Annotated in this window: 12 protein-coding genes; 11 read left to right on the top strand and 1 reads right to left on the bottom strand. The window is 66.9% G+C overall.

The features are described 5' to 3' along the window. The 6 genes from ubiH to gcvH all read left to right on the top strand — a co-directional run bounded on the left by ubiH (position 1) and on the right by gcvH (position 7,028). A complete protein-coding gene (gene ubiH / locus U8L64_RS18175) occupies positions 1-1,179 on the top strand; it encodes a 2-octaprenyl-6-methoxyphenyl hydroxylase (RefSeq protein ID WP_333398433.1) in 1,179 nt (392 codons plus the stop codon). A 69-nt stretch (positions 1,180-1,248) separates the two neighbouring features. Then, positions 1,249-2,469: a 2-octaprenyl-3-methyl-6-methoxy-1,4-benzoquinol hydroxylase gene (locus tag U8L64_RS18170; protein ID WP_077682277.1), complete on the top strand. Its 1,221-nt coding sequence runs from the start codon at positions 1,249-1,251 to the stop codon at positions 2,467-2,469. 107 nt (positions 2,470-2,576) lie between these two features. Next, a complete protein-coding gene (locus U8L64_RS18165; RefSeq protein ID WP_333398432.1) occupies positions 2,577-3,578 on the top strand; it encodes an extracellular solute-binding protein in 1,002 nt (333 codons plus the stop codon). Between the two features lie 132 nt (positions 3,579-3,710). Beyond that, positions 3,711-5,321, top strand: a complete 1,611-nt coding sequence (locus U8L64_RS18160) for an ABC transporter permease (protein WP_043295247.1) — start codon at positions 3,711-3,713, stop codon at positions 5,319-5,321. Positions 5,322-5,495: 174 nt separating this feature from the next. Further along, complete coding sequence (gcvT, locus tag U8L64_RS18155) at positions 5,496-6,578, top strand: glycine cleavage system aminomethyltransferase GcvT (RefSeq protein ID WP_054093935.1); 1,083 nt, start codon at positions 5,496-5,498, stop codon at positions 6,576-6,578. Positions 6,579-6,644: 66 nt separating this feature from the next. After that, positions 6,645-7,028: a glycine cleavage system protein GcvH gene (gene gcvH, locus U8L64_RS18150; RefSeq protein WP_008569335.1), complete on the top strand. Its 384-nt coding sequence runs from the start codon at positions 6,645-6,647 to the stop codon at positions 7,026-7,028. 70 nt (positions 7,029-7,098) lie between these two features. Here gcvH and yihA read toward each other — a convergent pair whose 3' ends face one another. Continuing rightward, the gene (gene yihA / locus U8L64_RS18145; RefSeq protein WP_043295251.1) at positions 7,099-7,734 is read right to left on the bottom strand and encodes a ribosome biogenesis GTP-binding protein YihA/YsxC; all 636 of its coding nucleotides are present in this window, start codon (positions 7,732-7,734) and stop codon (positions 7,099-7,101) included. 212 nt (positions 7,735-7,946) lie between these two features. Here yihA and U8L64_RS18140 point away from each other — a divergent pair, with 212 nt between their 5' ends. The 5 genes from U8L64_RS18140 to U8L64_RS18120 all read left to right on the top strand — a co-directional run bounded on the left by U8L64_RS18140 (position 7,947) and on the right by U8L64_RS18120 (position 12,899). Beyond that, a complete protein-coding gene (locus U8L64_RS18140) occupies positions 7,947-8,579 on the top strand; it encodes a c-type cytochrome (RefSeq protein WP_043295252.1) in 633 nt (210 codons plus the stop codon). Between the two features lie 180 nt (positions 8,580-8,759). Further along, a complete protein-coding gene (locus U8L64_RS18135; RefSeq protein WP_054093936.1) occupies positions 8,760-9,389 on the top strand; it encodes a thiol:disulfide interchange protein DsbA/DsbL in 630 nt (209 codons plus the stop codon). A 6-nt stretch (positions 9,390-9,395) separates the two neighbouring features. Beyond that, entirely contained in the window at positions 9,396-10,265 is an 870-nt protein-coding gene (locus U8L64_RS18130; RefSeq protein ID WP_043295256.1) for an endonuclease/exonuclease/phosphatase family protein, read from the top strand. Then, positions 10,262-12,028, top strand: coding sequence for a GGDEF domain-containing protein (locus U8L64_RS18125; RefSeq protein ID WP_333398431.1), 1,767 nt, complete (start codon positions 10,262-10,264; stop codon positions 12,026-12,028). Before U8L64_RS18130 ends, U8L64_RS18125 begins: the two co-directional genes overlap by 4 nt. Before the next feature lie 91 nt (positions 12,029-12,119). After that, positions 12,120-12,899, top strand: a complete 780-nt coding sequence (locus U8L64_RS18120) for an N-acetylmuramoyl-L-alanine amidase (protein WP_333398430.1) — start codon at positions 12,120-12,122, stop codon at positions 12,897-12,899. The last annotated feature ends 6 nt before the right edge of the window (positions 12,900-12,905 follow it).

Genomic DNA, 12,905 nt, shown 5'->3' with positions numbered 1-12,905 from the left:
ATGCAGACCCTGGCGATCATCGGCGGCGGCCTGGTCGGCGCCAGCCTGGCGCTGGCATTGCAGGATGGTGCGCGCGAGCGGGGCTGGCGGATTCACCTGATCGAGCCCTTTCAGCCAGGCCACGAATACCAGCCGAGCTATGACGCGCGTTCCACGGCGCTGTCCTGGGGCACTCGGCTGATCTACCAGCGGCTTGGCGTTTGGTCACGGATCGCCGAGCGTGCCGAGGCGATTCGTCGTATCCACGTGTCCGAGCGCGGGCGCTTCGCTGCCGCGCGACTGGATGCCGTCGACGAGGGCGTAGAGGCGCTGGGCTATGTGGTCGAGAACGCCTGGATCGGCCATTGCCTGTGGCACGCACTGGACGAGCGGGTAGTGGTGCGCGATTGTCCGGCCGAAGTGCAGAAGCTGCAGCCGGCCGAGGGCGGCTATCGCCTGACGCTGGCCGACGGGCGAGAGCTGGATTGCGCGCTGGCGGTGCTGGCCGACGGCGGCCGCTCCGGTCTGCGCGAGCAGCTGGGCATCCATGTCGAGCGTCGTTCCTACGGGCAGAGCGCGCTGATCGCCAATGTCAGTCCGGCGCGCGCGCATGACGGGCTGGCCTTCGAGCGTTTCACCGCGGACGGCCCGATGGCACTGCTGCCGGTGCGCGACAACCGCTGTGCGCTGGTCTGGACGCGTCCGCCGGCAGAGGCGGCGCGGTTGGCGGCGCTGCCCGACGTGCAGTTCCTCGCCGAGCTGCAGCAGGCGTTCGGCTATCGCCTCGGCGCGTTCCGCCAGGTCGGTACGCGGCATCTGTATCCGCTGGCGCTGGTCGAGGCCGAGGAGCAGGTGCGCGCCGGGCTGGTCGTGCTGGGCAACGCCGCGCACAGCCTGCACCCGATTGCCGGTCAGGGCTACAACCTGTCACTGCGCGATGTGGATGCGCTGAGCGCCGCGCTGCTCGCCAGCCCGGCGGGGCTCGGTGATCTCGCCGTGCTGCGCGGCTATGTCGAGCGCCAGCAGCGCGACCAGCTGCTGACCGTCGGTTTCTCCGATCAGGTCACCCGGCTGTTCGGTGACTCGGCTGCGCTGATGTCCACCGGGCGTGGTCTCGGCCTGCTCGGGCTCGACCTTCTGCCCCCAGCCAAGCACTGGTTCGCCCGTCAGGCGATGGGGCTGGGCACGCGCGCTGGCTAGGCCGCACGCGGCAGTCCTGTCATTTCACCTAGATTCACGCCGCAGCCGCGGCAGCCCGGGAGAGTAGCGATGCAAGCGGATCTGATCATCGTCGGCGCGGGAATGGTCGGCAGCACGCTGGCCCTGGCGCTGCAAGGCAGCGGACTGAAGGTCGCGATTGCCGATGCCGGCCCGCTGACGCTGGCGCCGTTCGATGCGCAGGGCGCATTCGAGCCGCGGGTCAGTGCGCTTTCCGCCGCCAGTCAGCGCATCCTCGAACGCGTCGGCGCCTGGTCCGGCATTGCCGCACGGCGCGCCAGTCCCTATGGCGACATGCGCGTGTGGGATGGCTCGGGCACCGGGCAGATTCATTTCAGCGCGGCGACGGTGCACGCCGAGGTGCTCGGCCATATTGTCGAGAACCGCGTGGTGCAGGATGCCCTGCTCGAAGCGCTGCAGGCACGCGGCACGGCCGAGCTGATCGCCGACGCGCGACTGGAGCAGCTGCGCGAGGTGGAGGACGGCTGGCAGCTCACCTTCAGCGATGGCCGGCAGCTGCGCGCGCCGCTGGTGGTCGCTGCCGACGGTGCGAACTCGGCGGTGCGCCGTTTGGCCGGATGCGAGACGCGCGAGTGGGACTATTTTCACCATGCCATCGTCACCAGCGTGCGCTGCGCCGAGGCCCATCGGCGTACCGCCTGGCAGCGCTTCACCGACAACGGGCCGCTGGCGTTTCTGCCGTTGCAACGGGACGGCGACGAGCACTGGTGCTCGATCGTCTGGTCGGCCACCGAGGATGAGGCCAGGCGCCTGATGGCGCTCGATGACGTGACTTTCCGTGCGGCACTGGGGCGAGCTTTCGAACGGCGTCTGGGCGAGGTGCTGGAAGTCGACCCGCGGCTGTGCATTCCGCTGCGTCAGCGGCATGCCAAGCGATACGTACGCGCCGGGCTGGCGCTGATCGGCGATGCCGCGCACACCATCCATCCGCTGGCCGGCCAAGGTGTGAACCTCGGTCTGCTGGATGCCGCCGTGCTGGCCGAGGTGCTGCAGGCGGCGCTGGCGCGCGGCGAGCGACCGGCCGACCTGCGCGTGCTCAGCCGTTTCGAGCGGCGGCGCATGCCGCACAACCTGGCGATGATGGCGGCGATGGAGGGATTCGAGCGCCTGTTCCAGGCTGATCAGCTGCCGCTGCGCTGGCTGCGCAATGCCGGGCTGAAGAGCGCCGAGGCACTGCCGGAGGTCAAGGCGCTGTTCGTGCGTCAGGCACTGGGCCTGAGTGGCGATCTTCCGCAGCTGGCACGCCGCTGAGCGCACAAGGGGTAACGAAAAATTACCTGCGCGCATTGTCGCATTGAGAAACTAAATGGGAGTCACTACTATTCGGCCTCTACCCGGACCAATCAAGAGGCTGATTCATGCAGGTAAGCAAAGGTTTACTCGCCGCGCTGGCACTCACTGCGCTGTCGAGCGCTGTCCAGGCTGCCGATGAAGTGGTGGTCTACTCGTCGCGCATCGACGAGCTGATCAAGCCCGTGTTCGACGCCTATACCAAGCAGAGTGGCGTCGCGGTGAAGTTCATCACCGACAAGGAAGCGCCGCTGATGGCTCGGATCAAGGCCGAAGGCGAGAACACGCCGGCGGACCTGCTGCTCACCGTCGATGGTGGCAACCTCTGGCAGGCCGAGGAAATGGGCCTGCTGCAGCCGCTGAATTCCGCCGTGGTCAAGCAGAACATTCCGTCGCAGTACCGCTCGTCCAACGATGCCTGGACCGGCCTGTCACTGCGCGCGCGCACCATCGTCTACTCGCCAGAGCGGGTCAAGGACGGCGAGCTGACCACCTACGAAGCCCTGGCTGACGACAAGTGGGACGGCCGTCTGTGCCTGCGCACCAGCAAGAAGGTCTACAACCAGTCGCTGACCGCCACGCTGATCGAGACGCATGGCGCCGAGAAGACCGAGCAGATCATCAAGGGCTGGGTCGACAACCTGGCGACCGACGTCTTCGCCGACGACACCGCGCTGATCCAGGCCATCGACGCCGGCCAGTGCGATGTCGGCATCGTCAACACGTACTACTACGGCCGCCTGCACCAGGAGAACCCGGAGCTCAAGGCCAAGCTGTTCTGGCCGAACCAGCAGGATCGCGGCGTGCACGTGAACCTCTCCGGCATCGGCCTGACCAAGCACGCGCCGAACCCGGACGCGGCGCGCAAGCTGGTGGAGTGGATGACCGGCGCCGAAGCGCAGAGCATTTTCGCTGACATCAACATGGAATACCCGGCCAACCCGCAGGTGAAGCCATCGGCCGAGGTCGCCGCCTGGGGCGAGTTCAAGGCCGACACCATCCCGGTCGAAGTGGCCGGCAAGCGTCAGGCCGAGGCGATCAAGCTGATGGACCGCGCCGGCTGGCGGTAATGCTGCCGCGCGGCACGGCGCCGGCGGTGCGCGGCTGAGATCAGGCCGCGCGCGCCGTCCGCCTCGCCGCTACGGTTATACTCGACGCCCCGGTTGATCCGGGGCGTTGTCTTTTCCGCATCCGAGGCTTGCGTGTCCCACTCCGTCGAGCACCGCTGGTATCCGATCACCTTCGTCGTCGCGGCGCTGGTGCTGCTGCCGCTGAGCGTTCTGCTGTTCAGCTGGCATGACATCGACCGGGAGATCTGGTCGCATCTGTGGGATACCCAGATGCCGCGGCTGCTGGGCAATACGCTGACGCTGCTGCTCGGCGTCGGCGCCGGTGTGACGGTGCTGGGTGTCAGCCTGGCCTGGTTGACTTCGCTCTGCGAATTCCCCGGGCGGCGCTGGCTGGACTGGGCGCTGATGCTGCCCTTCGCGATTCCTGCCTACGTGCTGGCGTTCGTCTTCATCGGCCTGCTCGACTTCGCCGGACCGGTGCAGACGCTGGCGCGCGAGTGGTTCGGCAGCGGCATTCGGTTTCCGCGGGTGCGTTCCACCGGCGGAGTAATCGTGGTGCTGGTGCTGGTGTTCTATCCCTATGTGTACTTGCTGGCGCGCTCAGCGTTTCTCGCCCAGGGACGCGGCCTGATGGAGGCGGCGCGCGTGCTCGGTCAGTCGCCCTGGCGGGCCTTCTGGACCGTGGCGTTGCCGATGGCGCGCCCGGCGATCGGGGCCGGGCTGGCGCTGGCGGTTATGGAAACGTTGGCCGATTTCGGTGCGGTCTCGGTGTTCAACTTCGATACCTTCACCACGGCGATCTACAAGACCTGGTACGGCTTCTTCAGCCTGACCAGCGCCACCCAGCTGGCCAGCCTGCTGTTGCTGGCGGTGATGCTGGTGCTTTATGGCGAACGCCGCGCACGCGGTGCTGCGCGTCCGGCGAGCGAGCGCGCCAGCACGGTGGCGCTGTATCCGCTGCGCGGTTTCAAGGCCCTCGCCGCCAGCGCCTGGTGCGGGCTGGTGTTCCTTTGCGCGTTCGTGGTCCCGGTGCTGCAGTTGTTGGCGTGGTTCTGGCAGCGCGGTCGCTTCGATCTCGACGAGCGTTACACCGGGCTGATCCTGCACACTCTTTACCTCGGCGGCCTGGCCGCGCTGATTACCGTCAGCACCGCGCTGCTGCTGGCGTTCGCCCGTCGCCAAGCGCCGGTACGCGCGATTCGCACGGCCGTCGGGTTGGCCAACCTGGGTTATGCGCTGCCGGGCTCGGTACTGGCGGTGGCGATCATGCTGGCGTTCAGCTATCTGGATCGGCATCTGGTGATTCCGCTGTCCGATTGGCTGGGAGGCGCGGGCAAGCCAGTGCTGCTGGGCAGCCTCGGTGCGTTGCTGCTGGCCTATCTGGTGCGCTTCATGGCGGTGGCCTTCGGTCCGCTGGAGAGCAGCCTGGCGCGCATTCGTCCGTCGCTGCCGCAGGCGTCGCGCAGCCTTGGCGTAGGTGGCCCGGCGCTGTTCCTGCGAGTCTATTTGCCACTGCTGCTGCCCGGCACGCTGAGTGCCGCACTGCTGGTGTTCGTCGATGTGCTCAAGGAAATGCCGGCAACGCTACTGATGCGTCCGTTCGGCTGGGACACCCTGGCAGTGCGCATCTTCGAGATGACCAGCGAGGGCGAGTGGGCGCGCGCTGCGCTGCCGGCGCTGACGCTGGTGCTGGTTGGCCTGCTGCCGGTGATCCTGCTGATCCGTCGCTCGGCCAGGGGCTAGAACGCCGTCCTGCGGGGTGTTCGCGCGTGCGCCCGGCACGGCGTCGGGCTGCCGTGACCTGTCACAACCTTGGGGCTACAATGCGCGCCATTCGAACGCCGGCAGCTCGCTGTGCAACCGGCTCAGTCAGGCTTTACAAGGCCGTTTCGGCGACCTGCCCGGAAGGAGAAACCTATGGGTCAGCGTACTCCCCTCTACGATCAGCACCTTGCGCTCGGGGCCAAGATGGTCGATTTCGGCGGCTGGGACATGCCGCTGCATTACGGCTCACAGGTCGAGGAACATCAGCAGGTGCGGCGTGAGTGCGGAGTGTTCGATGTCTCGCACATGACCGTCATCGATGTCGCCGGACCGCAAGCCATGCCCTATCTGCAGCGACTGTTGGCCAACGACGTGGCGCGCCTGCGGCACGTCGGCCGCGCGCTGTACAGCACCATGCTCAACGAGCGAGGCGGTGTGGTCGACGACCTGATCGTCTACCTCACGGACTGGGGTTACCGTCTGGTGGTCAATGCCAGCACCCACGACAAGGACCTGGCCTGGCTGCGGACGCAAGCCGATGGATTCCAGGTGGAAATTCGCGAGCGTGCCGAGCTGGCGATGCTGGCGATCCAGGGGCCGCACGCGCGTGCGCGTACCGCCGAGCTGGTCGACCAGCCGCGTGCCGCGCTGATTCAGGATCTCAAGCCATTTCACGGCCTGGCCCATGGCGATTGGTTCATCGCTCGCACCGGCTACACCGGCGAGGACGGTCTGGAGATCATCCTGCCGGCCGAGCAGATCACCGGTTTCTTCACCGAGCTGGTCGGCGCCGGCATCCCGCCGATCGGCCTGGGCGCGCGGGATACCCTGCGCCTGGAAGCGGGCCTGAATCTGTACGGTCAGGACATGAGCGAGGAGGTTTCGCCGCTGTCGTCGAACCTCGGCTGGACCATCGCCTGGGAGCCGGCGGCGCGTGATTTCGTCGGGCGCGCTGCGCTCGAGCGGCAGAAGTCGAGCGATGATCTGCCGCGCCTGGTCGGCCTGGTCATGGAGGAGCGTGGTGTGCTGCGCGCTCATCAGGTCGTGCGGGTGACCGGGGTGGGCGACGGCGAGATCACCAGCGGCAGTTTTTCGCCTACGCTTGGCAAGTCGATCGCGCTTGCGCGCGTTCCCGCGGCCACCGGAGAGCGTGCGGAAGTGGAAATCCGTGGCAAATGGTATCCGGTGCGCGTCGTGCAGCCGACCTTCGTGCGCAACGGCAAGGTACTGGTGTAAATTCTGGCGACCGCTTCGCGCGATGGCTTAGCGTGTCTGCACTGGACAGCCTCGAGGACAATACGAATGAGCGAAATCCCAAGCGACCTGCGTTACGCCGCCAGCCATGAATGGGCCCGCCTCGAAGCGGATGGCAGCGTCACCGTCGGTATCTCCGATCATGCCCAGCAGGCGTTGGGCGATGTGGTCTACGTCGAGCTGCCGGAAGTCGGCGGCCAGCTTGCGGCGGGCCAGGAAGCCGGCGTGGTGGAGTCGGTGAAGGCCGCGTCGGACATCTATGCGCCGGTTTCCGGTGAGGTGATCGCGATCAACGAGGCGCTGGCCGATTCGCCCGAGCAGGTCAACAGCGACCCGTACGGCAGCTGGTTCTTCCGTCTGCGGCCCAGCGACAAGGCGGAACTGGACAAGCTGCTCGACGCGGCGGCTTATCAGGCGTCCTGCGACGCCTGAGCCGCTTCGTCGGTCGCACAAGCCCCGCATTGTCGGGGCTTTGTTTTTTCGCGTGCGGCCGGCAGCGGTTTCAGGCTTGGGGCTGATCCTCGAGCAGCCCCAGCCAGTCGGCCAGCACCTGCTGCGCCTGTTCCACGCCCTGCCGCTTGGGCGCGGAGAATAGCTGCACGCTCACCGCGTCGCCCCACTGCTTGCGCACGTCGCGCTGGATCGTCAACAGAGCGGTCTTGGCGGCGCCGAACGCGAGCTTGTCGGATTTGGTCAGCAGAATGTGCAGCGGCATCTGACTGGCGCTCGACCAGTCCAGCATCATGCGGTCGAACTCGGTCAGCGGATGGCGGATATCCATCATCAGGAATACCCCGGCCAGACTCTCGCGGCTGCCCAGGTAAGCTTCCAGATGGCGTTGCCAGTGCTGCTTGAGCGGAATCGGCACCTTGGCATAACCGTAGCCGGGCAGGTCGACCAGGCGGCGTTCGTCGTCGAGGCGGAAGAAGTTGAGCAGCTGCGTGCGCCCCGGCGTCTTCGAGGTGCGCGCCAGATTGGCATGGGTCAGGGTGTTCAACGCGCTGGACTTGCCGGCGTTCGAGCGACCGGCGAAGGCGACTTCCAGCCCCTCGTCGGCCGGGCACTGATCGACCTTGGCGGCGCTGATCATGAAAGTGGCTTGCTGGCAGAGGCCGAGAATCGGGTTTTTGGGGAGCATGGGCGGTCCGGTGCGTGCGCGGGGGGTGCGGCAATGGTTCGTTTCCGTTTCAGGAACGGGAGTATATAATGCCGCAGATTTTATGTGCGCTTTGGTCTTATCCCGCCCGGGAACTGGTGCGCCATGCATAACGAGCGTCGCCGTAATCCACGAACGCGAGCGACCCGACCGATCGATTTCCTTATAACCCCTAGCCGTAGTTGGATGAGCTGATGAACAAAGTACTCGTGAGTCTGCTGTTGACCCTTGGCATCACCGGTATGGCCCACGCGGCTGGAGACGCCAAAGCGGGTCAGAGCAAAGCTGCCGTTTGTGGCGCCTGCCACGGAGTGGACGGCAACAGCCCGGCCCCGAACTTCCCGAAACTCGCCGGCCAGGGTGAGCGCTATCTGCTCAAGCAGATGCAGGACATCAAGGCTGGCAGCACTCCGGGTGCGGCTGAGGGCGTTGGCCGCAAGGTACTGGAAATGACCGGCATGCTCGATCCGCTGAGCGATCAGGATCTGGCCGACATCGCCGCCTACTTCTCCAGCCAGAAGCCGACTGTCGGCATGGCCGATCCGGCGCTGGTAGCGCAGGGCGAGAAACTGTTCCGCGGCGGCAAGCTGGACATGGGCATGCCGGCGTGCACCGGCTGCCACGCCCCGAACGGTGTGGGTAACGACCTGGCCGGCTTCCCGCAGCTGGGTGGCCAGCATGCCGCGTATACCGCCAAGCAGCTGACCGACTTCCGCGAAGGCAACCGCACCAACGACGGCGACACCATGATCATGCGTGGGATCGCGGCCAAGCTGAGCAACAAGGACATTCAGGCGCTGTCGAGCTACATCCAGGGCCTGCACTGATCGCCTGCTGATAGGTGATCTGCTGAAAAGGCGCCCGGCCGCAAGGTCGGTCGCCTTTTTTTCGTTACGGCGCCGCTAGAATAGCCATTCACTGCTGCAGGTGAAGGCGCAAAACGCTGGTGAGACCTGTCGTTTTGCGGCAGCCTGTCATGCCTTGCCAGACGTTCACAGGAGTCCTCCATGCGCAAACTCGTCATTTCCGCCGTCCTTGCTGCCGCCAGCCTGTTCGGCCTGCCTGCCGTGGCCGCCGACTACCAGGCGGGCAAGGAGTACGAGGTGCTGAGCAGCCCGGTGCCGGTCGCCGAGCCGGGCAAGATCGAGGTGGTCGAGCTGTTCTGGTATGGCTGCCCGCACTGCTACCAGTTCGAGCCGGTGATCAACCCGTGGGTCGAGAAGCTTCCCGCCGACGTCGCTTTCCGGCGCATCCCCGCCATGTTCGGTGGCATCTGGAACACCCATGGACAACTGTTCCTTGCGCTCGAATCGATGGGTGTGGAAAAGCAGGTGCATGACGCGGTGTTCGCCGCCTATCACCAGGAGCGCAAGAAGCTCGCGACGCCCGAAGAGATGGCCGAGTTTCTCGCCGGCCAGGGGGTCGACAAGGACGCCTTTCTCAAGGCGTACAACTCCTTCGGTGTGAAGAGCCGCGTGGAACAGGCCAAGAAGCTGGGCATGGCTTATCAGATCAGTGGCGTGCCGGTGCTGATCGTCAACGGCAAGTACCGTTTCGATCTCGGCTCGGCTGGTGGGCCGCAGGGCGCGCTGGATGTGGCTGATTTCCTCATCGAAAAAGAACGCGCCGCGCGGTAACCGACGATGCTGCGGCGCTGGTATCCGTCGCGTCCGGCCGCTGCAGGGCAGCCGCAGGCGAACGCGCACTGTGCGCCGCAGAGCGGCCTGCCGCTGGATGGGCGCCTGCGCCTGCTGAGCTTCAATATCCAGGTCGGAATCCGCACCGAGCGTTACCACCACTACCTGACCCGCAGCTGGCAGCATCTGCTGCCGCATCCGGGGCGGGCGCTGAACCTGCAGCGCATCGGCGAGCTGATCGGCCGCTACGATCTGGTTGCGCTGCAGGAGGTCGACGGTGGCAGCCTGCGCTCCGGCTACATCAATCAGGTCGAGCACCTGGCGCAGCTCGGCGCCTTTCCCTACTGGTATCAGCAGCTCAACCGCAATCTCGGGCGCTTCGCTCAGCACAGCAACGGCGTGCTCAGCCGTCTTGCCCCGCAGCAGCTGGAGGACCATCCGCTGCCCGGTCCGTCCGGCCGTGGTGCGATCCTGCTGCGTTTCGGCGAGGGCGAGGACGCGCTGGTGGTGGTGATGATGCATCTGGCGCTCGGCGGGCGCACGCGGGTGCGCCAGCTGGCCTACATCCGCGAGCTGATCGGCGGGTATCGGCATCAGGTACTGATGGGTGACATGAACACCCATGCCAACGATCTGCTGGAAAATTCCCCGCTGCGCGATCTCGGCCTGCTCGCGCCGCAGGTCGAGGCGACCTTTCCCAGCTGGCGGCCGCAGCGCTGTCTGGACCACATTCTGCTCAGCCCGAGCCTGGCCCTCGAGCGTGTCGAGGTGCTGCCGTTGCCGATTTCCGATCACCTGCCGGTGGCGATGGAAATCCGTCTGCCCGAGGCGCTCAACGGCAATGCGCTGCCGGCCACGCTGGAGCCGTCGTCGTGAGTGTCGAGACCGAACGCTGGAAGGAAAAATACCTGCGCCTGCTCGAACAGCAGGAGCATATCGAGCAGCGCTGGGAGCAACGCGTCGATCTGCTGCGGCGCAGCCTGGTACGCAGCAGCATGGCGGTCGAAGGCGCCGATCCGGCGGTGGAAAACTGCCTGCGGCAGATGCGCGAGGTGTTGCGCGACGGCGATCTGGACGACGGCCTCGGCACGCTGGTGCCGCGCCTGGAGAAGGCCGTGCTGGATTCGGATCGCCAGCGCCAGGAGCGCACCCGGCGTCTGATCGAGGCGCTGCACGGACTGGTGAATCCGTTGCTGGCAATGTCGCCACCGGCGGACGTGCGCCGGCGGCTGAAGCGCTTCGCCCGCAAGCTCGAACAGCGCATCGGCAGCGCCCGCGAACTGCCGGCGCTGCTGGGCGAACTGGGCGAGCTGCAGCGCCAGGCCCTCGGCGCGCCGCTTGCCGCCGACAATCCCGGCGGTGGTTTTCTGCGACGCCTGTTCGCCGGCCGCGAGAGCGTGGCGCTGGACGCCGAAGACGGCACGCCTATGTCCGCGCCGCCAGTCGCTGCCGAGGTGCTGCCGCAGGCGGATCAGGCGCAGGAGGATCAGCCCGCACCGCTTCCGGCATGCGGGCTGGACAACGGCGTTCCGCCCGCCGATTGCCCGGCCGGCGATCCCGAACCTGCTGCCTTGGCCGATTCGCCGGAGCCACCGTACAGCCTGGTGGCCGAGCGTATCGAGGCGGCACTGCGCGGGCTGGTCGGCAGCCTGCGCCTGGGCGAAGCGCAACAGGTGCGGGCCGAGGCATTGCATGAGCGCATCCGTCACGGTCTGAACTGGTACGAGCTGGTTCCGGTGCTGGACGATCTGGCGAGCCTGTTGCTGGCGGCCAGCGATCAGGACCAGCGCGAGTTTGAAAGTTACCTGAAGACGCTCAACGAGCGGCTGGCGACGATGCAGCAGAACCTCAGCGCCGCGCATGACGGCCATACCGAGGCGCGCCGTACTGCCGAGGCGCTGGACCACGAGTTGCGCGAACAGGTCGACGTGCTGCAGAACAGCATGCGCGAGGCCACCGATCTGGCCAGCCTCAAGCGCGTGGTCGAGGCGCGGCTGGATGGCCTGCTGCATACCGTCGGCGAATACCAGCAACAGCGCAGCCAGCACGAGCAGGCGCTGGGCGCGCGCCTGCAGGAGCTGGTCGGTCGTGTCGGCAGCCTGGAGCAGGCGGCGCAGGGCCTGCGTGGCCATCTCGAGGAGCAGCGGCAGAAGGCCCTGCTCGACGGCCTCACCGGCCTGCCCAATCGCACGGCCTGGAACGAACGGCTGGCGTTGGAAGCGGCGCGCTGGGAGCGCTATGGCGGTGAACTGCTGCTTGCCGTGGTGGACGTTGACCACTTCAAGCGGATCAACGACAGCTATGGCCACCTGGCCGGTGATCGGGTGCTGAAGATCATCGGCGGGGAATTGCGCAAGCGCCTGCGCGCCACCGACTTCATCGCTCGTTTCGGCGGTGAAGAGTTCGTGCTGCTGCTGCCGTCCACCGCACCCGAGGCCGGACTGCAGGTGCTCGAAGCGCTGCGCAGCGGCATCGACGTCTGTCCGTTCCATTTCAAGGGCGAGCGGGTACAGATCACCGTCTCGGCGGGCATGAGCGCGTTCGCGGTTGGCGACACGCCCGAGCAGGTCTTCGAGCGCGCCGACCTGGCGCTCTACCGCGCGAAGGACGCCGGGCGCAACCGCGTCGAGCGTGGCTGACCGGGCGGTCTGTGAGCGGCCGCGGCCGCTGCGTATAATCGCGCCCTCGCGCGCCGCCGCGGATCACCCAGCCGTCGACCCGAGGTCCCCCATGAGAATCATCAGCCTTGTCGCGCTCTTCCTGCTGCTGGCCGGTTGCGCCAGCGGGCCGCAGATCGACGACCGCCACCGCGCCGTCGGCCAGGACAGCCGGGTGCAGGTCATCGTGCTGCACTACACCTCCAGCGGTCTGGAGCATTCGCTGGCGCTGCTGACCGAGGGCGAGGTGAGCAGCCACTACCTGATCGGCTCCGCGCCGGCGACCATCTATCGCCTGGTCGATGAGGACCGCCGGGCCTGGCATGCCGGGCAGAGCGAGTGGAACGGGCGCACCTGGCTGAACTCCAGCTCCATCGGCATCGAGCTGGTCAATCGCGGCTACGTCGAGGGCGAAGACGGCCGGCGTCTCTGGTATCCGTACACGGAGGAACAGATCGACGCGCTGGTGCTGTTGCTCAAGGACATCATGCAGCGCCACGGGCTCAAGCCCGGCGCCATCGTCGGCCATAGCGACATCGCCCCGCAGCGCAAGGTCGATCCTGGCCCGCTGTTCCCCTGGAAGCGTCTGGCCGATGCCGGCCTGGTGCCCTGGCCGGATGCCGCGGCGGTGGCCGCGCAGCGTGCGGCGTTTGCCGCGGCACCGCCGGATATCGCCTGGTTCCAGCTGGCGCTGCAGCTGCAGGGCTACCAGGTGCCGCGCCATGGTGAACTGGATGAGGAGACGCGCAACGTGCTCGCGGCTTTCCAGATGAAGTACCGTCCGGCGCGCTACGACGGCGAGCCGGACGCCGAAACCGCCGCGCTGCTGCAGGTGCTCAACGGCACGCGCTGAGGCCGA

Source organism: Pseudomonas sp. FIP_A4, assembly GCF_036701605.1.
In the GTDB taxonomy this organism is placed as follows: domain Bacteria; phylum Pseudomonadota; class Gammaproteobacteria; order Pseudomonadales; family Pseudomonadaceae; genus Stutzerimonas; species Stutzerimonas phenolilytica.
Note: the sequence above shows the minus strand (reverse complement) of the source record. Positions and strands in the feature narration are given on the sequence as shown.

Bases quoted from the DNA above. Each gene is read 5' to 3' on its own strand.
- U8L64_RS18135 (WP_054093936.1), top strand. From the start codon at position 8,760: ATGCGCAAACTCGTCATTTCCGCCGTCCTTGCTGCCGCCAGCCTGTTC.
- U8L64_RS18130 (WP_043295256.1), top strand. From the start codon at position 9,396: ATGCTGCGGCGCTGGTATCCGTCGCGTCCGGCCGCTGCAGGGCAGCCG.
- yihA (WP_043295251.1), bottom strand. From the start codon at position 7,734: ATGCTCCCCAAAAACCCGATTCTCGGCCTCTGCCAGCAAGCCACTTTC.
- ubiH (WP_333398433.1), top strand. From the start codon at position 1: ATGCAGACCCTGGCGATCATCGGCGGCGGCCTGGTCGGCGCCAGCCTG.
- U8L64_RS18140 (WP_043295252.1), top strand. From the start codon at position 7,947: ATGAACAAAGTACTCGTGAGTCTGCTGTTGACCCTTGGCATCACCGGT.
- U8L64_RS18165 (WP_333398432.1), top strand. From the start codon at position 2,577: ATGCAGGTAAGCAAAGGTTTACTCGCCGCGCTGGCACTCACTGCGCTG.
- U8L64_RS18170 (WP_077682277.1), top strand. From the start codon at position 1,249: ATGCAAGCGGATCTGATCATCGTCGGCGCGGGAATGGTCGGCAGCACG.
- U8L64_RS18120 (WP_333398430.1), top strand. From the start codon at position 12,120: ATGAGAATCATCAGCCTTGTCGCGCTCTTCCTGCTGCTGGCCGGTTGC.
- gcvT (WP_054093935.1), top strand. From the start codon at position 5,496: ATGGGTCAGCGTACTCCCCTCTACGATCAGCACCTTGCGCTCGGGGCC.
- gcvH (WP_008569335.1), top strand. From the start codon at position 6,645: ATGAGCGAAATCCCAAGCGACCTGCGTTACGCCGCCAGCCATGAATGG.